General features: G+C 58.7%; 11 protein-coding genes and 3 pseudogenes. 4 read left to right on the top strand and 10 right to left on the bottom strand.

The genetic code is table 11. The features are described from left to right. Positions 1 to 168: 168 nt before the first annotated feature. Positions 169 to 1,512, top strand: a complete 1,344-nt coding sequence (locus tag B2G71_RS19080; protein WP_098108310.1) for a hypothetical protein — start codon at positions 169 to 171, stop codon at positions 1,510 to 1,512. 54 nt (positions 1,513 to 1,566) lie between these two features. On the opposite strand, the pseudogene B2G71_RS24565 reads toward B2G71_RS19080, so the two are convergent. The 5 genes and pseudogenes from B2G71_RS24565 to B2G71_RS19055 form a co-directional block, all read right to left on the bottom strand. Beyond that, a pseudogene (locus B2G71_RS24565) lies at positions 1,567 to 1,745 on the bottom strand (IS630 family transposase); the annotation flags it as partial. A gap of 384 nt (positions 1,746 to 2,129) precedes the next feature. Then, positions 2,130 to 2,411: pseudogene (locus B2G71_RS19070) on the bottom strand (transposase domain-containing protein); the annotation flags it as partial. A gap of 61 nt (positions 2,412 to 2,472) precedes the next feature. After that, positions 2,473 to 2,943, bottom strand: a complete 471-nt coding sequence (locus B2G71_RS19065; RefSeq protein WP_240530236.1) for a hypothetical protein — start codon at positions 2,941 to 2,943, stop codon at positions 2,473 to 2,475. After that, the gene (locus B2G71_RS19060) at positions 2,925 to 3,353 is read right to left on the bottom strand and encodes a hypothetical protein (RefSeq protein WP_141521615.1); all 429 of its coding nucleotides are present in this window, start codon (positions 3,351 to 3,353) and stop codon (positions 2,925 to 2,927) included. The genes B2G71_RS19065 and B2G71_RS19060 overlap by 19 nt, the downstream gene beginning before the upstream one ends. A 36-nt stretch (positions 3,354 to 3,389) precedes the next feature. Further along, positions 3,390 to 6,293: a Tn3 family transposase gene (locus B2G71_RS19055; RefSeq protein ID WP_098108308.1), complete on the bottom strand. Its 2,904-nt coding sequence runs from the start codon at positions 6,291 to 6,293 to the stop codon at positions 3,390 to 3,392. A gap of 93 nt (positions 6,294 to 6,386) precedes the next feature. Between B2G71_RS19055 and B2G71_RS19050 the strand changes: the two genes are divergently transcribed. The 3 genes and pseudogenes from B2G71_RS19050 (at position 6,387) to B2G71_RS19040 (ending at position 7,616) form a co-directional block, all read left to right on the top strand. Next, on the top strand, positions 6,387 to 6,998 hold the full coding sequence (locus B2G71_RS19050) for a recombinase family protein (protein WP_098108307.1): 612 nt from the start codon (positions 6,387 to 6,389) through the stop codon (positions 6,996 to 6,998). A gap of 43 nt (positions 6,999 to 7,041) precedes the next feature. Continuing rightward, positions 7,042 to 7,332: pseudogene (locus tag B2G71_RS19045) on the top strand (type II toxin-antitoxin system RelE/ParE family toxin). 2 nt (positions 7,333 to 7,334) lie between these two features. Then, positions 7,335 to 7,616 (top strand): addiction module antidote protein, encoded by a 282-nt coding sequence (locus B2G71_RS19040; protein ID WP_098108306.1) that lies wholly within the window; start codon positions 7,335 to 7,337, stop codon positions 7,614 to 7,616. Between the two features lie 36 nt (positions 7,617 to 7,652). On the opposite strand, the gene B2G71_RS23815 is transcribed toward B2G71_RS19040, so the two are convergent. From B2G71_RS23815 to B2G71_RS19020, 5 genes are all read right to left on the bottom strand, one after another. Then, on the bottom strand, positions 7,653 to 8,096 hold the full coding sequence (locus tag B2G71_RS23815; protein ID WP_141521614.1) for a hypothetical protein: 444 nt from the start codon (positions 8,094 to 8,096) through the stop codon (positions 7,653 to 7,655). A 304-nt stretch (positions 8,097 to 8,400) separates the two neighbouring features. Continuing rightward, positions 8,401 to 10,503, bottom strand: coding sequence for a BREX system Lon protease-like protein BrxL (brxL, locus tag B2G71_RS19035; protein ID WP_098108305.1), 2,103 nt, complete (start codon positions 10,501 to 10,503; stop codon positions 8,401 to 8,403). Positions 10,504 to 10,510: 7 nt separating this feature from the next. Next, a complete protein-coding gene (pglZ, locus tag B2G71_RS19030; RefSeq protein WP_098108304.1) occupies positions 10,511 to 13,018 on the bottom strand; it encodes a BREX-1 system phosphatase PglZ type A in 2,508 nt (835 codons plus the stop codon). Beyond that, positions 13,011 to 16,559: a BREX-1 system adenine-specific DNA-methyltransferase PglX gene (gene pglX / locus B2G71_RS19025; protein ID WP_098108303.1), complete on the bottom strand. Its 3,549-nt coding sequence runs from the start codon at positions 16,557 to 16,559 to the stop codon at positions 13,011 to 13,013. Before pglX ends, pglZ begins: the two co-directional genes overlap by 8 nt. Further along, positions 16,559 to 17,926, bottom strand: coding sequence for a hypothetical protein (locus B2G71_RS19020; protein WP_240530235.1), 1,368 nt, complete (start codon positions 17,924 to 17,926; stop codon positions 16,559 to 16,561). Before B2G71_RS19020 ends, pglX begins: the two co-directional genes overlap by 1 nt. Positions 17,927 to 18,018: the final 92 nt, after the last annotated feature.

Below are 18,018 nucleotides of genomic sequence, written 5' to 3'. Positions count from 1 at the left end.
TGAAATGTGGCAGCCTGAACCCCACAGAATCCATGATGGCCATCCCGTCATGTAGGCCCCTCATATTCCATCAAGATATACCCAGAGTGAACCTCCTGGCTTTCTTATAGGCCTTGCGAATTTCATGCGTTTTAGGCACGGTCCAGACATGACAATACGTAGATGTAGATGGCCAGCCTGAACCCTGACGCCGTTTTGGAGAGCCCCCCCTCTTTCCGAGGGCCTGGCCGTGGCTTGTCAGTCCAAGTCGCTGCCGCTCAACCCATCTGGCCACTCGTATGCATCCTGTACGCCAGCTTGCTTCCCAGCGAAGTTCACGTCCTGCTGGGCGGCCAATACCTGTATGCTCCACGCATCCTCTCGATCCTGCTCTTGCCCTGGATCCTGATACACCTTTTGCGCGGAACGTTCCGCGTCCACCTTGCTGATGCCGGAGTGCTGCTGGGTTGCGCCTGGATGGTGCTGTCGTTCGCAGTCTATTACGGAACAGTCGCCGACACGATGCGCGCTGTGGCGATCGTGTTCGATATGGCCATACCCTATCTGCTCGCCCGCATGTCGATCACATCCTTTTTTGATCTGCGACGCACCCTGATCCTGTTTGCTCCCGGCATATTTATTGCCGGTGCGCTTCTTGTCGTGGAATCCATCAGCCATACGGCCATCGTCAAACCGCTGGCCTCGGCTATTTTTGGCAATCTTCCGCAATTCGAAAGTGGCGGCGTGGTCGCAGCCTCGCGCGATTACGAAGGGTTTCGTTTCGGTCTCTTACGGGCCAGCGGCGGTTTCCCTCACCCCATCCTTGCCGGCCTTTATCTCGTCAGCAGCCTGACGATCTATGCCATGTCACGCCTGCGCGGATGGCCCATGTTCGCAGGCATCGCGGCCGGCCTCACTGCCTTCTTTACCGTCAGTTCAACAGCTTTCCTGTCGTTCTTCCTCTTCCTGATCTTCATGATCTACGATAGAATCCAACGCATCACCTCATTCCTGAGCTGGCGGCGCTTCATGCTAATCACAGGAATCCCGCTTTTCGTTCTGCAGTTCGGATCCAAAAATGGCGTAATCGCCATTCTCGGCCGTTATGCACTTGATCCCCAAACAGCGTTCTACAGAAAGCTGATCTGGCAATACGGTACCCAATCGGTCTTCAAGCACCCATGGTTCGGCATCGGCTTTACATCGTACGAACGCCTGCCCTGGATGGTCGAAAGTATCGACAATTACTGGCTCCTGCTTGCCGTGCGACACGGATTTCTTGCCCCCGTACTGATCCTGTGTACCGTCATCCCAACTATCTGGCTCTTGGCAATGCGCGGTATTCGCCGGTCAGAAGATGATCGAATGCTTTCGGTCGGGCTTGCAAGCAGCCTGTTCATGATGACCCTGCTGGTCTTTACCGTAGCCATTTTCGGCGGATTTACAGCCTGGTTCTATTCCGTCCTCGGCCTCTCGCTATCCGCCGCACTCTCTCCAATAAAGCCCGATTTAACCCACGGTAGATCGCGATAACCGCAGATTATCAGTAAGCGTCCGAGCTTGACCGTCGGCGGGGTGAGACCCTCCTCAGGCTTGAGCCCAATCACCTAAATCCGAAGTTCTGCTCGTTGTCTTCTGGCAGAATCGCCGGACGGGAACGAGGATGTCGTCGGCGGATATGACCCACTTGTAAGGCTTGGGTATTCATTGTGGGGCGCGATGAAGGCGATGATATCGGCTTCGAGCTCTGCCGTTGATCGGTGGACTTTAGATTTCCGCTGAGAAGTGACCCGGGTGAAGGTATGTCCCGCAAAGCGGGTTTTGGGTCAAGCGTAAGCGTCCGGCCTTGAACGTCGGCGCTAGAAAACGCCCCGTTGCAGACATTCCCGCGCCTGCGTAGCATGCCGTCATGCCAACCGTAGAAGCCTTTGACCACGAAGACGCCTTAAAACCGCTATTCACGGCGGAGTTCGAGTTCGTGCCCCGCATTGGTGAATATCTTTCGATCGACACTCCGCCAGGATACTTTAAATACTAAAATGTCGTCGAAGTCTGGCATCGGCGGGACACGGAGAGTGGCGTTTTCCGAGCTTGCATACGCATTGAAGAGACCGACTGACTACCGTCCTCTTCCCACCCGAAATGCTCATTCACGTTTGCCCGGTAGTCCAGTTCCAAGGCAGTAGTTCATTGATCTGATTGATCGGATGCCCCTTGCCGATGCGGTCGAGCGCGTCGGCCAGCCATTCCTGCGGATTGACGCCGTTGAGCTTGGCTGTCTCCAGTAGAGAATACTTCGCCGCAGCGCGTTCCCCGCCGCAGTCGGCGCCGGCGAACATCCAATTCTTGCGGCCCACGGCGATGCCCCTCAGGGCATTCTCCGCCGGATTGTTGTCGATCTCCAGCCTGCCGTCCTGGGTGTAGGCGAGCAATTGGGGGTCAGTTTCGGTAGGGGGCGGAATGACACCCTAAGCGAACTGTCAAGCGCCGCTGTTATCGCAGACGCGCTGGCTCGGGGATTTCGTCGGCCTCGCCCGTGGTGGCAAAAACCTCCTCGCGGATGATCCGCTCCGTGATGATCATCAGGTGGGCGCTGAGCGCGTCGCTCAGTTCCTGAAATTCCGGCCACAGCGTGTTGTTGACGAAGCTGGCAGGGGCATGAACCATGACCGTCTGGCGGTGCATGCGCGTGTAGCGGAACGGACGCAGCCCATAACGGCGACACAGGGCGGTGAATAATTGGCGCGACCATGGGTCGGAAATGGAAAACTTGAACTCCTCAACCTTTTCTCGCGACTTTGTTTCGGAAAATTGGCGCCGTATGCGCTCAGCGGCAGCGCCCGCCGCGGCCTTTTCACCGGCGGTTGCCGCCCCGGCAAACAGGGCCTCGATCTTGCGCAATTTCTCGCGCAGCCGTTGTTCGGCGTCGATTTCCCGCGTGGGTTTCAATGTCGAGTTGGCCACGGCGCGGTAAGGCCGGCCTCGTCCGCTCCGTTGAACAGCCCTTCGACAAACCCTTCTGCCTCCTGACTGCGCACCAGGCCAAAATTGCCGAGATTGGCCGCGGTGGGTTCCAGCGGCACCGGCATGGCCCTGAACGGAACCTTGGGATCCTGATGGGCCGACATTTCGTTCCAGAGCCCCATCACCAGCGCGCCAAGCAGTTCATTGGCGTCTTCCATACTATCAAATTCGGGCAATTCGCCGCCCCAAAGGTCGGCAATCACCGTCATGGGCTTCACGTCCGGATCGGGACTGGCGATGGCGCCCAACAGTCGGGTGCGAACCTCGTGATAGCCAACCGGGCAATCGTGTTTGGCCAGCAGGGCGCGGATCACCCTGTCGCCGGGCAGTTTAGTCGCTGCTTTTGCCATCGCAATGCCTTGCCGGTATCTCCATTTGGATATTGCCTACACCGGCCCCTCGTCCTTGGGCCAGCGATATTCACCGGTCAGCAGGATGTGCGCCCAACCCAAGGGCGAAATGTGGGCAAGCAATTCAGGCGGCACATCGAGGCCATCCCGGCGCCGGGCTTCGACGGCCTCGTGCAGGTGCAAGGTGTTCCAGTATATCACGATGACAGCCAACAGGTTCAGGCCAGCAATCCGGAAGTGCTGCCCCTCGCTGGTGCGATCGCGGATTTCGCCCTGGCGGCCAATCCGGAGCGCATTTTTCAAGGCATGATGCGCCTCGCCCTTGTTCAGCCCGATCTGGGCGCGGCGCTGCATGTCGGCATCAAGGATCCAATCGATGAGAAACAGCGTTCGCTCGATGCGGCCCACCTCGCGCAAGGCCACAGCCAGATTGCTCTGGCGTGGATAGCCAGCGAGCTTGCGCAACATTTGGTGGGGTTCGATCCGGCCCGAGTTGACGGTGGCGATCGCGCGAAACAAGTCGGGCCAGTTGGCAACGATGCTATCTTCTTTGATCTTGCCCGCAACCAGCTTGCGAAGTTCGGTCGGGGTGGCGGTGGGGTCGAACACATAGAACCGTTTGGACGGAAGATCGCGAATGCGCAGGACAAGGCGGCGGTCGAGCAGGCCGCTCATCCCAAAGACATGATCGGTGTAGCCCGCCGTGTCGGCGTATTGCTCGCGGACCAGCCTGCCCGCGTCATTCGCCAGCAGGCCACTGAGGATGTAGGGTGCTTCGCTTGCCGTCACTGGAATCAGGCGGGAAACGAATGGCGCATACTGGTCGTTCACCGAACTGTAGCTCTTGGTGCCGGGGTCATTGCCATACTTCGCATTGACCGCGTTCATCGCCTCTCCCTGACGGGCGGCAGGGAAGAACTGACCGTCGCTCGAGGCCGTGGTGCCAAATCCCCAATGGCGGGCCATGTCCAGTTTCCCCTGCGCGGCAACCACCGTCGCCAGTGCCTGATCCATGGCCTCGCTCTCGACGTACCAGCGTGCCAGGCGCGACAACTGCCAGTAATCGTGAGTGTTCGACGCTTCCGCCATCTTGCGCAGACCCAGATTGAGTCCTTCCGCCAACAGCACGTTGAGCAAACCGATCTTGTCCTCGCACGGCGCGCCTGTGCGCAGATGAGTGAACGCCTCGGTAAATCCGGTGGCCGCGTCGACCTCGAGCAGGATGTCAGTGATCCGCGCCGTTGGTAGCCGGCGATAGAGATCGAGGATCAGCTCGTGCGCCTTATCGGGCACATTGGCGGTCAGCCGGTCGATCCGCAGCGTGCCATTTTCGATGCTGCCGTGAGGAATGGTTCCGTTGCGGGCGGCTGCGGCAAGACGTTTCAGACCGGCCGCCAATCTCGCCTTGCGATCGGCAAGCCATGTGTGCGGATCGAGCGGCATGGTCAGTTGGGCCATTTCCTGCTGGGCGGCCGCCATCGGTACCAGTACTTGCTTCATGTCGCCGTAGCGGCGCGAATGCGCCAACCACATGTCGCCAGCGCGAAAGGCGTCGCGCAGATGGAAGAGGACCGAGACCTCCCAGAAGCGGTTGTCGTCCCGATCCTGGTTCTTCAGGTGTCGGCGCCATTTGGAACTCGGTCGCAAGAAATCCGGTTCCGCCCTGTCCGGCGGCCTGGAATCCCTGATCTTCATGGCGGCGGCCAGCAAGGGCTTGGCCACCGGTGCGCATTCGATCCTGAGACAACGCAGCATGCGCGGTGCATAACGACGGAACCGATGGTAGCCCATCCCGACATGGGCGAGTGGCTCATCCGCCATGGTGGTGCTCAACTGCGCCGCGGTCGCCACCAGCTGATCAAGCTGGCCCCATTCCGGTATCCGGCCAAGAACTGTCTCGATCGGTACGCCATCATTGCGGGCCGTGATCATGGCGGTGCCGATGGCGGTAAATCCGCGCAGCGTTTCCGTCACCGCTGAACGGGCATCGCCAATCCGGGCTTCGTGAAGTTGTTTCGCCTCGCGCCAGGTCTTGCCAACAATCCGTTCATGGGTTTCGACTACGGCATCCGCAATGGCAGCCTCCCATTCGACGCAGCAGCAGGCGAGGATGGCAATGCGGCGGTCCGACGTGATATCGCGAAGCCCGTCCGTGAAATAGCGCTCTCCCTGCCGGCGTAATCGCGTGATCCTGTGCACGGGCACGCCTTTCAGTACGGCCGTCGGCAGATTCAGGTCTTGAAGGAACTCGAGCCGGTCGAGCAAGCGGCCCGCCGCAGTCGATTTGTTGCCGACCTCGAATTTGCGCAGCCACACGAGGCGACTGATGTTTCCCGGCATCGTTTCCGTCAGCAATGCGATCATTCGCTTGCGCATCTCACCGTCGATCCGGCGAGCGATGCGGGTTTCGATACGCCGCTCGGCGGCAACCAGCGCGTCAGCGCAGAGCCGTTCGATGGTCGTGATGGCCGGCAGAATGGTCTGGGTCTCCCGGCAGCGAGCCACAAAGCGCCTGACAATATCCTCGTTGGACCGTGCCTCTTCCGCCTCCCGCGAAAGCCACTCCTTGAAATCCCGAGCGCACCGCCCGGTAAACATCTTGTAGCCGTAAATCCGGCGCAGCGCATCCATGTGCTGCTGGCGGGTCTGTCGACGCGCTGCGTAGGTCAGCAATGCATCTGCTGGGATGCCCAATTGGGCGCCGATGAATGCTAGCAGCGGTTGGGGAATGACTTCGCCCGAGTTCAATGATCTGCCAGGAAAGCGGAGGGCGCAGAGCTGTAATGCAAAACCGATTCGATTTGCTGGGCGGCGGCGCTCGTTGATGTGACCGAGGTCGTCATCGGCCAACATGTAGTGCCGTAGCAACTGTGCATCATCGGTTGGCAGGGCAAACAGAGCAGATCGCTGGCGGTCGGTGAGAATAGTACGCCGGGTCATTGCCTCCGTCCCATTTGATCATTAGTCTGTTTGAGACGGAGTTCGGACCAGCATTTCTGCGGCTTTGCAAGCCGGAAATCCGAAGGGGTTCAATTGGGACAACGCGCCGCCATTTACGCCCGGGTTTCAACCTCGGACCAGTCGTGCGAGCGCCAACTTCTCGACCTGACCGGTTTCGCCGAGCGTGGCGGGTTTGAGGTGATCGCCACGTTCACTGAAACGGCTTCCGGCATGAAAGCTGGTCGCTCCGCCCGCAAGCAGGTCATGCAATTGGCGCAGGCCCGAAAGATCGATGCCGTTCTGGTCACCGAACTCAGCCGCTGGGGGCGCTCGACACAGGACCTGCTCGATACGCTCAACGTCCTTGCGGGGTGGAGAGTTTCGGTCGTCGCCATGAGCGGCATGACCTTCGAGCTCAATACCCCGCATGGACGGATGATGGCGACCTTGCTTGCGGGCATCTCCCAGTTCGAGAGGGACTTGCTCAGCGAACGGGTCAAATCCGGCTTGGCCGCAGCCCGCTCGCGCGGACGCAAACTGGGCCGTCAACCTGGAGACCGTCCGAAATCGGATCGATTGACCCCCAGGGTCATCGAGGCGATAGAAGCCGGACGCAGCTATCGTTGGATTGCCCGCGATCTTGGGATCAGCAAGAACACGGTCACGGCGATTGTGCGTCGCCACCGGGACGGATCGGCATTGTAGTATATAGTTGACATGTCATCCTAGTCTGTGCATTATACTTGACATGATCGAAGTCCTCCGCACTGCCAAGTTCATCGACTGGCTCACGGCGCTGCGGGATGTCTAGGCGCGGGCGCGGATCGCCAAACGAATCGACCGTATCGCTCAGGGCAACTTCGGCGACGCCAAGTCTGTCGGTGACGGGGTGAGCGAGCTGCGCTTTACCTTCGGGCCGGGATACCGGGTCTACTACACCCGGCGCGGCGATGTCGTGGTGATCCTGTTGTGCGGCGGCGACAAGGGCTCGCAGGAACGGGATATCGATCAGGCGAAGGCCATGGCGAAGGAGGTTTGACGATGACACTCGAAACCAAGCCCTGGGATGCGGCCGAGGTACTAAACACCCCGGCGGATATCGCGGCGTATCTCGACGCCTACCTCGAGGATGGCACCACTGAGGAACTGCTGCGTGCTCTCAGCACCGTTGCGCGCTCGCATGGGATGTCGGCGCTAGCCCGCGAAACTGGGATCAGCCGTGAAGCCCTTTACCGGGCATTCAGCGACAACGGCAACCCGACGCTGGGCACCCTGCTGCGCGTAATGAAGGCATTCGGCGTGCGCCTTGCCGTGGCGGCCTGATTTGCGCAGACGGCGCTTAAGGTGTCATTTCGCCCTCTACCGGAACTGACCCCTTTCTCGGGCATTGGCGGCCAATTGTTCTCGCTCGACTGGCGTCAGTGCGAGCCATCGTTGCTCAAGAAATATATCGAGCAGATTTGACTCGTTTTGGAGGGTTTGCCCTTTCTCGAAGGGAATCTTCAACTTCCTGCAAACGTCGGACACGAGTTCATCGTATGCAGGGCCTTCTCCTCCGCGCCCAATATTGGCTATCGTATTGCCGCCATAGAGACGAAGTTCTTTGCCAATCGCTGTGTGATATTTAGTATGGTCGGGATTGTGAGTTGCATAAGATGAATCGACGACCAGAAAATTTGTCAATTTAGACGTAATTATTTGCACAAGTGGATCGAGTTCTTCCCGTGTGCTGAGTGCAAGGACAGCATCCAATTCACCTTCAGACGCTCGCTTTAATAACTGCGGTCCTATCGCGTCGGCCATTCTTCCCTCGGGTCAATGTCGAATAGATCGACAGATGTCGTGCCTTCGGAGGTGCCGCAAGCCGAATTTGTTAGCATGGTGCGTGGCACTGAAAAATTGTTGGCTTGGTACTGGATGGTTCGTTTTATGTGACGCCCCCAACATGGCCCCGCCGGACCGAAGCTGCGATTTTGGCCATGTGGCCCCACGTGCTGTCCCGCTGCCCTCCACCGCACAGCGCAGCGCGCTCGGCGTCCGATCTTTACTAAAACCGGCAGCGAGGTGGGGCATGTCACTCTGCTCCCGCCCGCTGCGGCGGCACAATTCAAAACGGTTCATTGTTTATCACAGGATTCTCAACGTAGGTCACATAGAAGCCGCGAACCATACGATGGTCTTGCATTCTTTCCCCAAGGGAGAAGCCATTCAATTTGCGGGGTGTTGGCTGGAAGATATCCAACCCTCGATCCAGAACCATCTTCCATCCGGTATCAGTGGTGATGTCACGGGCGTGCAGCGTTCCGCTTCCATCAAAGGCCCAGGTGAATTCAATGCCCGTGCCCGTGCAAGCGTCCGCGATCCCGTCGAGACATTCCCGCTGCTCCTGAATGTTTACATCTTCTGCTGCGGTGACGAGATGGACTGAGACCTGATCTTCCGGCTGCTTGCGACGGATCAGCATTTCGATAAGTTCCATGACGTTGCGCGCCTGATGGAACTTGCGGATATAAGGATCCGTGATGATGATCCTTTTGGCCCCATCCGTCCAAGGGCCAAAGATCTTGTCGAAACTGACACCTTTGCGGTTCTCGGCGAAGACGACATGCCCAGGCTTTGGGATAATCGCTGAGGAGGCGTTGCTTGCTGGCGTTTCAGAACGGGTTCGGACCTTGGCGGGCTGAACTTCAGCCGGCGCTGTATTCTCCTGTACTCCGGTTGCTTCGCCATGACCAACAGATCGCCGATGGTATAATTGAGAAAACTCCTCTTCCTCCAGCGTCGTGACAATGTGCTTTGAGCTATCCTGAGCAATGTAATAGAAATTGGCCGTCTCGAAAGTGCTGTCGATTCGCAAGAGCTGATCTTTCACTCGCTTGCGGCATTCAATAGCAAATCTCAGAAGCTCTTCGACTTCCGCTTCCGTCTCGCCGCCATTCGGGAAAATCAGCTTCAGAAGCCCGGACATCGTCTTGTTGATCGCCGCGCGGTCCCGGATATGGGTCTGAACAGGTACGGTGAAGAACTGATCCGGCCGGTGTGAGAAGTCCTCGGCGCGTAAGTGTCGAAGGATTTCGGCGAGATAATCGACGATGAAGCCATAGCCGGAAGTGAACATCTCGCCCCGGATGATGCCTACTTCCCACCCAGGCAAATACGCGTGCAGTCGATCGATAAACGCGCTGTCATGGAACTGCGGCGGGAGCGCCTCAAACAGGTCAGTATTCTTCAGCATCCATGGAACGTTGTGCTCTGTGTTGCCCACGAAGGCGAAGCTCGCTTCCGCTCCCATCGGGTTGACCCCGCGTGAGAACTGCTTGTTCGCCATGTAATTTTTCATGATGTCGACAAGCGCCTTGTTGGCCGTCTTCTCGCGCCCGGCGAATTCGTCGAAGGCCACGACATCCCAATACCCGACCAGGCCAATCCGCCCGTTGGAGTTGTTCACGAAGAGCTTGGGAACCGTGACTTCGCCGCCAGAGATCAGTTGGCCGTGGGGTGAGAACTCGGAATAGATATGCGACTTGCCCGTCCCCTTCGGCCCGAGCTCGATGAGATTGTAGTTTCGTTCGACGAATGGGATTAGGCGCAACAGCTGCAAAAGCTTTGACCTGCGTCCGAACATGGACGGATCAAAGCCGATGCTCTGCATCAGCAGGTCGATCCATTCGTCGGTGGTGAATTTGCCGCGTGTTTCGCGATAGCCATCATAGTCGACGCGGGCGATCTGGATCGGTTTCAGCGTGTCGATGATCCAGGGAGATATCCGGCTGTCTTCCGAAAACTCATACTGCACATCGGCGATGCACCAGATACCCGTCACTAGCAGCTTGGGATGCGCTTTAACCGTGGCGCTGTCGATCGCGACCCGCTTGATCCCGAGGTTCTCAAACACCGCCTCATAGGCATCGGTCTTTTCGTTCAGCGCCACGCTGACCTGATCGATGACCTTGTAGCGGCCACGCTCCTTGATCGTCGACTGGACCAAGCCTGCTTCGGACCGATGGACGTAATGCTTTCGCAGGATATCCTTGACCGTCTCTATGCCTGTCGCGATCGAGGCTTCGTCGTCGGTCGCGCAATATTGGCCGAGCAGGTATTCGAGCACATAGGTGGGAACGATGGCGTTCCCCTTCACGGCCTTCACCAGGTCCTTGCGGACTACGAAACCGGCAAAATGCTCGTTGATCTTGTCATCAAGGGTCGACATCGGCACCTCAGAAATCGAAGTCTGTGCTGATCCCGCGTTTCAGCAGCAGGGGCTGCGAAGCGTGATCGTCGAAATGGCTGGTCTTGCCGATGCGCGTACGCAGCTTCAGGAAGACCGTCTGATTGTTATAGGCGTCTGCTGACTTGGACAGAAGGAAGCCGCGCGATAGCTCGCGCTCGCGCGGGTTCTCGGACACAAAATCGAAATCCAACTCGACTTCGTCGGAGATGAGCGTGCCATCTCCGGCAAAGATCGCCGCATGGACCTGTCGGGGTTGCTGCTTATCGGTCACCGGCTCGGCCTGATAGAATGTCATCTGGATCTGCCCTGTGGTGATCTGGGCACGGGCCGGCGGGATGATCTGCACCGACACCTGCCCGACATCTTCCTTGCGCTGCTTGCCGACGCGCAGCACCGGCAGGACGATCTCCTGCAAGCTTGCTCCGCCATGGACAAAGCGGCTGCCCGACCCTTTGACGCGCAGACGGTTGATGGAGTTGGGGATCAGGATGTCCTGATCTCCACCCAGGCCAAGCTCGGCGGCCGTGAACTTCTTCATACCACCCGTGCTGCCGAGCCCTCGTCCGATCACGAAACGACGATTGCGTGTCACCACCTCGCCTTCCGGCTCGCCCAGTGCAAAGCCGCTCTCCTCCAGAGCCCTGTGCTGCCACAGGAACCCGTGATCCGCGGTGATCAGTATGTTCGAGAAGTTGGCCGAGGTCAGCTTGCGAACCAGCTTCACCAGATCCTCGATGGCCGTTTCCGCCGCCGCCGGCACATTTTCCTCGGTGGCGAGCTTGTCGCCGATCGCATCAATCTGGTTGTGATAGAGGTACAGGACATCATGATCCCGGAAGAGATCCCGGCCCTCGGACGATCCCAGATTCATGAAGTCCTTTGCCGCCAGAACCTTTACCCGGTCCCCTGCCCTGCCTGCCGCCAGCGCCTTTTCACGAGCGGCGGCCCCCATGGTGCTTTCACCGTCCAGCAGCACCAGATCATTGTCGTCGCGGATCGCCAGTTGCCGGTGCGGCAACAGCGCCGCCATGCCGAGCTGGGTATAGCTGGGCAGAACCCCGATCATCGGTTTCAGCTCGGCATCGAACCGGTTGAGCTTGCGGATCTCTCGCAGCGCCTCTTCGGCAACCTCGTATCGCAGCGCATCCGAGATGATCACCACGACTTTTTGGTCCTTGCGGCGAAACTCGGCGGCCTGTTCCCGGTAGAAATCCATCTGGCGCGGGAAGCCTGGAACCACCCAATCGGTCAGACGAGCAACCTGATCCTGCCAGGCATCGTTCAGCTTCAGCACGAAATTCGTGGTGTAGCGGTTCTCAACCGCCTCATAGAGCGCTGACAGCAGCCCTGACTGGCCGCTTTTCTGCATGTGATAGATGAACTTGCGATAAAGCTGGTCCAGCCGGAACCAACTTGTGGAATAGCGCTTCACACCATCGGACAGGCTGATCATCGTCAAATCAGCTTCGGCCAGCGCCTGCTGAAACTCGGTCGCATAGCCAATGGCCTGATAGACATCCGCGTAACGACTAAACCAATGGCTCTGGCGGCGATCGCGCACCCATTTCAGCACATCTGTCGCGGACAGGCTCTGTCGGGCCAGCCCCTCAACGATGGCGACGACGATCCGCCGATCCACTTCCTCGAAATGATCATGCGGGATGAGGGTGCGGAAATCGCGGGAAGCCAGATTGTCCCTGATCTTCAGCACATCCTGATAATCGCCCGACAGCTTCTCGAACGCTTCACCCCACCGGCGCGACGCGCTCCAGCGGCGGAACATCAGCGCGGCATCGGTGTTCAGGGGGGCAGCTTCTCCCATGGCCCGCGCCCAAGCGCTGGAAAACAGCGTGATGGCGAAATCCTGAAAATCCGGCGCATCCGCCGCATAGCCATAACGCGCTGTCACTTCCTTCCAGAAGAACTCTGCCAGCCCGACCCGATCCACCAGCTTCAACACATCATCATGGCCGTCAGCTAGTTCGGCCAGCAACGCCTCGATCACCGTATCGAGATCACCATCCACACCGGCGCAGACCGCCAGCATCTTGCGGCGGACATCGTTGGCGCTTTGCGATGGCCGCTCGCGCTCGATGGCGCGCAACGCTTCCAGCCGCTTGCCCGAACGGTAGAATTCGGCGTGGTCGCGCACGGCGGCTTCGTGTTTCGCCGGGATGCCCAAATCAGCCACCCAGATCGCCGCCTGATCGGCGCGGAACACGGCGCTGGCCAGTTGCACATCCAGCAGCCAGTTTTCCACCATCGGCGGCTCGGGGCCGTCCTTGTAGAGCAGGAAGCGCGCCTTCGGCTCCCGCCGCAGCATGCGATATTTCAGGCCGAACTCATTATTGGCGATCTCCAGCTTGGTCACGCCGGGCAGGTCAACCGCATCGAACGCCTCGCGCAAATCACGGGAGGCGTCATACCAGAAGACGATGCGATGGCCCTGATCCTCATAGAGCCGCATCAGACCGGCGGTGATGCGGTCAGTCATCCGCAGCCTCCAGCCCCTTGATCGGCTTCAGTGCACCGGCGAACAGCGGATAGTTGCGCTTCACGCCGTCGTCGAGATCGATGGCGATCTTCTGCTGCGCCATCGGATAGACGACATCGCGTTCCCATTCGGTCAGCTCGGCGATCTGCTTGATCACCGTGGTCGTTTCCTTCTGTGCCTTCGTTTGCTGGGCGGGTGTAGCCGCAGGATCGAGGGCCAGCTTCTCCAGCTGCGCGCGCTCGACCTCCAGCTTGTGGATGAACTCGCGTACATACTGGTTCAGCACCACCGAGACCGTATCCGGCCGATAGCGGTGCATATAGATCAGCGCATTGAAGCTGCCCTTGGGGCTGGAGAACATCCAGTAGATCGGGCGTTTCTTGTAGCGGCGGACGTGGTAATCGAAGAAGTCCTTCGTGAACCACTTGCGCAGATCCTTGCCGAGGGCGGCTTCCACAAAGGCAAGGTTTTCGCGGAACTTCGCATCGCCAAAGGTGACGCGCAGGAAATCGCGAGCGCGAGTGACGATGTCATCGACGAACCAGTCGGCATCGAGGACCGGGATGACATTGTCGCGGTCGGGCGCGAAGCTGGGTTCCGGCACGCGAGCCAGATACTCCTCAATCCCCTCGCCCTCATTGGCGAGGATCAGGCCGGGCGCGTCAAGGCTGTAGCGCCCGAACATACAGCCCACGGCATAGTGGAGGAACTCGGCGACCGTATCCTCACGCAGCCGCGCCTCTCGGTCCTCCTCGGTGTTCTTCACGCCATAGCGATAGGCCGGGTTACAAGTGAGAGTGATTTCGTCGATCGGCACCTCGGGGGTGAGTTCGTCCTGGAGCCCATAGGCGTCAATGAAGATGCGGTTGTTCTCTTCCTCCAACCGGTGCATTTCGTCAGTCATGTCCTGCCAGTGGGCGCGGAGATTGGCGTAGCTGGCCTCCAGCGTCCCGGCCCGGTGATCGGGCGAGAGCAGCGGCAGCGTTGTGAAATCCCAAGATGTTTCATAATCGTCCCAGTCCGCCTTACTGCAATTTATGATTCTTTCTACGATTCCCGATGCATGCGATGCTGCTGCGGCTCGATTCTTAGCGGGTAGAACAGGTATTTTACTCAGATGTTCAGCTTCAAAATTGAGAGTTGGTGACAATGCTTGCAAAACCGATGTTACTACGGCGGAGTTCAGTAACCCCGTGAAATATGAAAAATCTTCCCTGCTTTCGAAAAAAACGGCCGATCCGGCGACATCAAAGATAAACCCTTCAGGAAAATATCTAACTGCAAAAGACCCCGTTGATATTTTCGACCAACTTACGCTCTGACTAAAGTAATGATCTTGATTTTTTAGGCGACCTCCGGGGCGTGTTTTATTTAGTTCCTCATGGAACTCCTTAATTTCCTCTCCATCATTTTTGAAATTAATGATAAATTCTTGATTCCCATACCAGCGACGAAACTCTCCGCCTTTATTGTAGGGAAACCATTTCTGCGCGGCAGCAGCAGCGGATGCTCTGTTTGCATGCCCAAACCCGATTCTTTGACAAGAGACCTCGGTCCAAGATCGTAAGAAACGGTCATTGTCTGAGGTCGTAGCACCTTGCCTCGGCTTCGCTATTTGACTGAGACCATTTAGCGTACGAAACAGTTCGTAGAAACGTTCAGTTTGCCAATAAACGATCGGGCTACTAGGAATCTTAGCAATGTCATCTGCCGAGGCGCGATAGAACCAGCCGCAGTTCGGATTTTGGATCGCCTCCCGCAGCTGTAAGACCTTTTCCCTTTCGGAATCGCCTTCGACAAGGCGTATAAACTCACCCCTCCTGCCCTCGTCATGAGCATTTTTAATCACGAAAGACGTTGTCGAAACTACAACACCGCCAATTGTATCAAAACCGCGCTCGCCGATGTGGGCCATGGATAAGATCGTTGCATTCGACAACAACGTCCCGCGTAGTTTTTCATAAGATGACAGGAACATCCACGACTGCATGTTTATCATCGCCATCAGGCCGCGCTTAGCGCAAAGCCCAAGCGCTCGCTCCATGAACACAGCAAAGAGGTCGGACTTGCTATCGGGATAGTTGGCCTTAACGAAGTCGCCCAATTTTCCGTTCATACCTTTGCCGCCCATGTAGGGAGGGTTGGCCACCACAACGTGGTACTTCGGCGAAAGCGCCTCAGCCATGCTCAGCACGGCTACAACGCGCGCCTGCACTTCCTTCAGCAGTAAGTCAGATCCGAAATCCCGCGCCGCCACCAGTCGCAGCGTCTCGATCGGGTCGCGCAGCTTCGGCACGATCAGCGAACCGAAGTTCTTCGCTTGCTCGAATTGCCCGAGGGTCTCGCGCAGTTCGTCGGTGAACAGATCCTTGCCCACCACGGCGGCGACGTCCTGCATTTCAGCGGGGGGGAAGCGGACATCCTGCAGCACCACTACGTCGGGCTTTTCCTCCATACGCAGGAACCGTCGCCGCCCGAGCTTTGCCGCAGCCTTCATTGACAATGCAAAGGCCGCCAAGGCGCCAGCGCGGTCGTCAATCTCGATGCCGGTCAGGTTGTGCCGCAGGATTAGGCCTGGGATCTCGGCCGCGTCATGGCCTTCCTCGGCATAGATTTCATAAAGAAGGTCGAAGGCATAGGTCAGCATATGACCCGACCCGCAAGCCGGATCGCAGATACAGATATCCTCGGCCCGCTGAATGCGCAGGAAATCCGTTTCCGGCTCCTCCGGCGCGATGTAATAGTCCATCTTCGCCGCCAGCCCCGAGCCAGGCCGGTTCAGCAGCCACAGCCGCCCCAGCGAGTTCTCCACCAGATAGCGCACGATCCAATGCGGCGTGAACAGCTGTGTCGCCGCCGGAATATTCTCTGCCGTGATCTTCTGGTTCTTCTTCAGGCCCGCGAAAACCTGGGCCTTCTTCTCCGAGATGTAGAACTGGTAGAGCCAGCCGATGATCTCGACATCCTCGCAGGCGTCCTCGGTCATCACCTCGCGCAGGCGGGCGAGGATGCTGTCCGGCGACAGAAGATCGTCGGGTATCAGCAGCTCGGTATAATCCTCGGCCCGGTCGAGCATATCGGCGCGCTCGAACATATAGGGCATCGCGCCGTGCCATTCGTTGCAGGCATGGATCAGCAGCAGCCGATAGGCCTCCGCCTGCCCATCATGGGCGGGGCGTGTACCGTTCAGATATTCGGCAATCTCAGGCCGGGCGCGATCCGGCAGGTTGCCTGCCATCGCCTCCGCCAAGATCTCTGGCCGGGTGGCGCCATCGGCAGGCGACACCACGCGCGGGTTGGTCAGGCCCGTGACATCCATGAAGCGCAGCGCGGTGAAGCGGTTGAACCAGGTGTAGGCTGCTTGCTCGATCACGTGGGCGCGGTTGCTGTTGGCGGCGGCCTCGAGCTTCGCAATCGCCTTGGGATGCTCGCGGCGAGCCGCTGCGCCTTCGGCCAGCACCATGTCCAGCCGGGCAGTGACCTGATCGATCAGCAGGTTGCGCGCGCTTTGCGCAAATTTCTTCAGGGCGTTGGTATCCATCAGACAATCACTTTCTTGCCCGCGCCGATCTCGGCCAGCAGGGTCTTTTTCATCTCATCAAGGTAGCGGGTCACATCGTCCTCATCTTCGAGATAGGTTTTCGCGAAGGGGACGGTGATCGACTGCGCCTTGATATATTGGGGCTTGGCCGGTACCGGTGGCACATATGGCGCTGGCTGAGGTTCGGCTACGCCACCGGAAGGTTCGGGCTGGGGCGCGGGCGTCGGAGCTGGTGCAGATGTCAGTTCAGCAATGCGCGTCAGCGTGTCTGCCAGAAGGTTGGAACGCACTTCAGTCACCAGATGGCGCAAGGCCGGGATCAGGCTCTGTGCGGCTAGGCCTGATTTCCGCGATACAAGCTCTTCGCGGATGCGCGCCTGCTGTTCGGGCGGCAGTGCGCCAAACTCCGAAGTCTGGGCGACTTTTCCGGCAACCTCGTCAATCGCCGTGATGACAGCTGTGCGCTCAGCCAGAACGGTTTGCTCGATACGCTCCTTCAGGGCGTAGAAATCCGTCTTCAGTTCCTGAATCGCGGTGCCCTTGTAGCACTGCGGATCCTCAAGAACCTGACGCAGCTTGTCGGAGGTGGTGCCTTCGGCATAGCCAAGGTTCTGTTCCTGCCTGGTCAGGAAAGAACGCACTTCATCATAGATGGCTTTTTGCGGCCCGCGCATGAAGCTGCGGACTTTGTCGAAGACATCCTCTTTTGCATCCAGAAGCTGGTCTTCCTGCCCTATCGGGCCGGTGATGAACCAGGTGGCAGACTGATCGCGCATCCCATCCAACAAGGTGCGCAGGGGATCGAGGGCGGCGGCAAAGGGATAGGCTGCAATGGCGCGACTCTCCTGCTCGACATCACCAAGCAGCTTGCGCAGTTGCGTCTGCCACTCCGCACCCAGACTGCGCGCGTCATTCCCCGAGGCGGGAAGATCGAACAGCTCCTGAAACAGTTCGCGCGATTTTCGGATCTGGGCGGCGGTGAATTCGATCTGTGGCGAGAGGAGGATATTTCCAAGCGCATGGCTGTTGCGCAGCCCCTGGATCAGGGCATCCCCTTCCAGCACGCTGCTGTCGGCGCGCGCCTCAAGCTTGCCGCGTGCGACAAGGCTCGCGGTCAGGCACAGGACCGCGATGGTGGGCCAGCCATAGGGTTTGGCGCCGAATTTCTCGACCAAAGCCTTGGCCGAGACCCGTGTGCCAAGGCGCATCTGGGCTTGGGCATGGTTCAATACGTCCTGCTCGGCTTCGGTCAGGCCGCTGCCTTCGCCGCCAAAAAGTCCGCCATCGACGCAGCCTGCGCGCCCAAGGTCAGCTTCGGTGTAGGTCGCGCCGCGCAGGACCGGCAGGCTGGTGTAGACTTTGTCCACCAGGACCTGGAAGGCAGAGGTGGTGCCGGTTTCTTGGACAGGATGCTAAGCTACTCCCGAGCTGATGGATTGGTACGGGAATGAAGACGACG

The sequence above is a fragment of the Novosphingobium sp. PC22D genome, assembly GCF_002556635.1.
Taxonomy (GTDB): Bacteria; Pseudomonadota; Alphaproteobacteria; order Sphingomonadales; family Sphingomonadaceae; genus Novosphingobium.
Note: the sequence above shows the minus strand (reverse complement) of the source record. Positions and strands in the feature narration are given on the sequence as shown.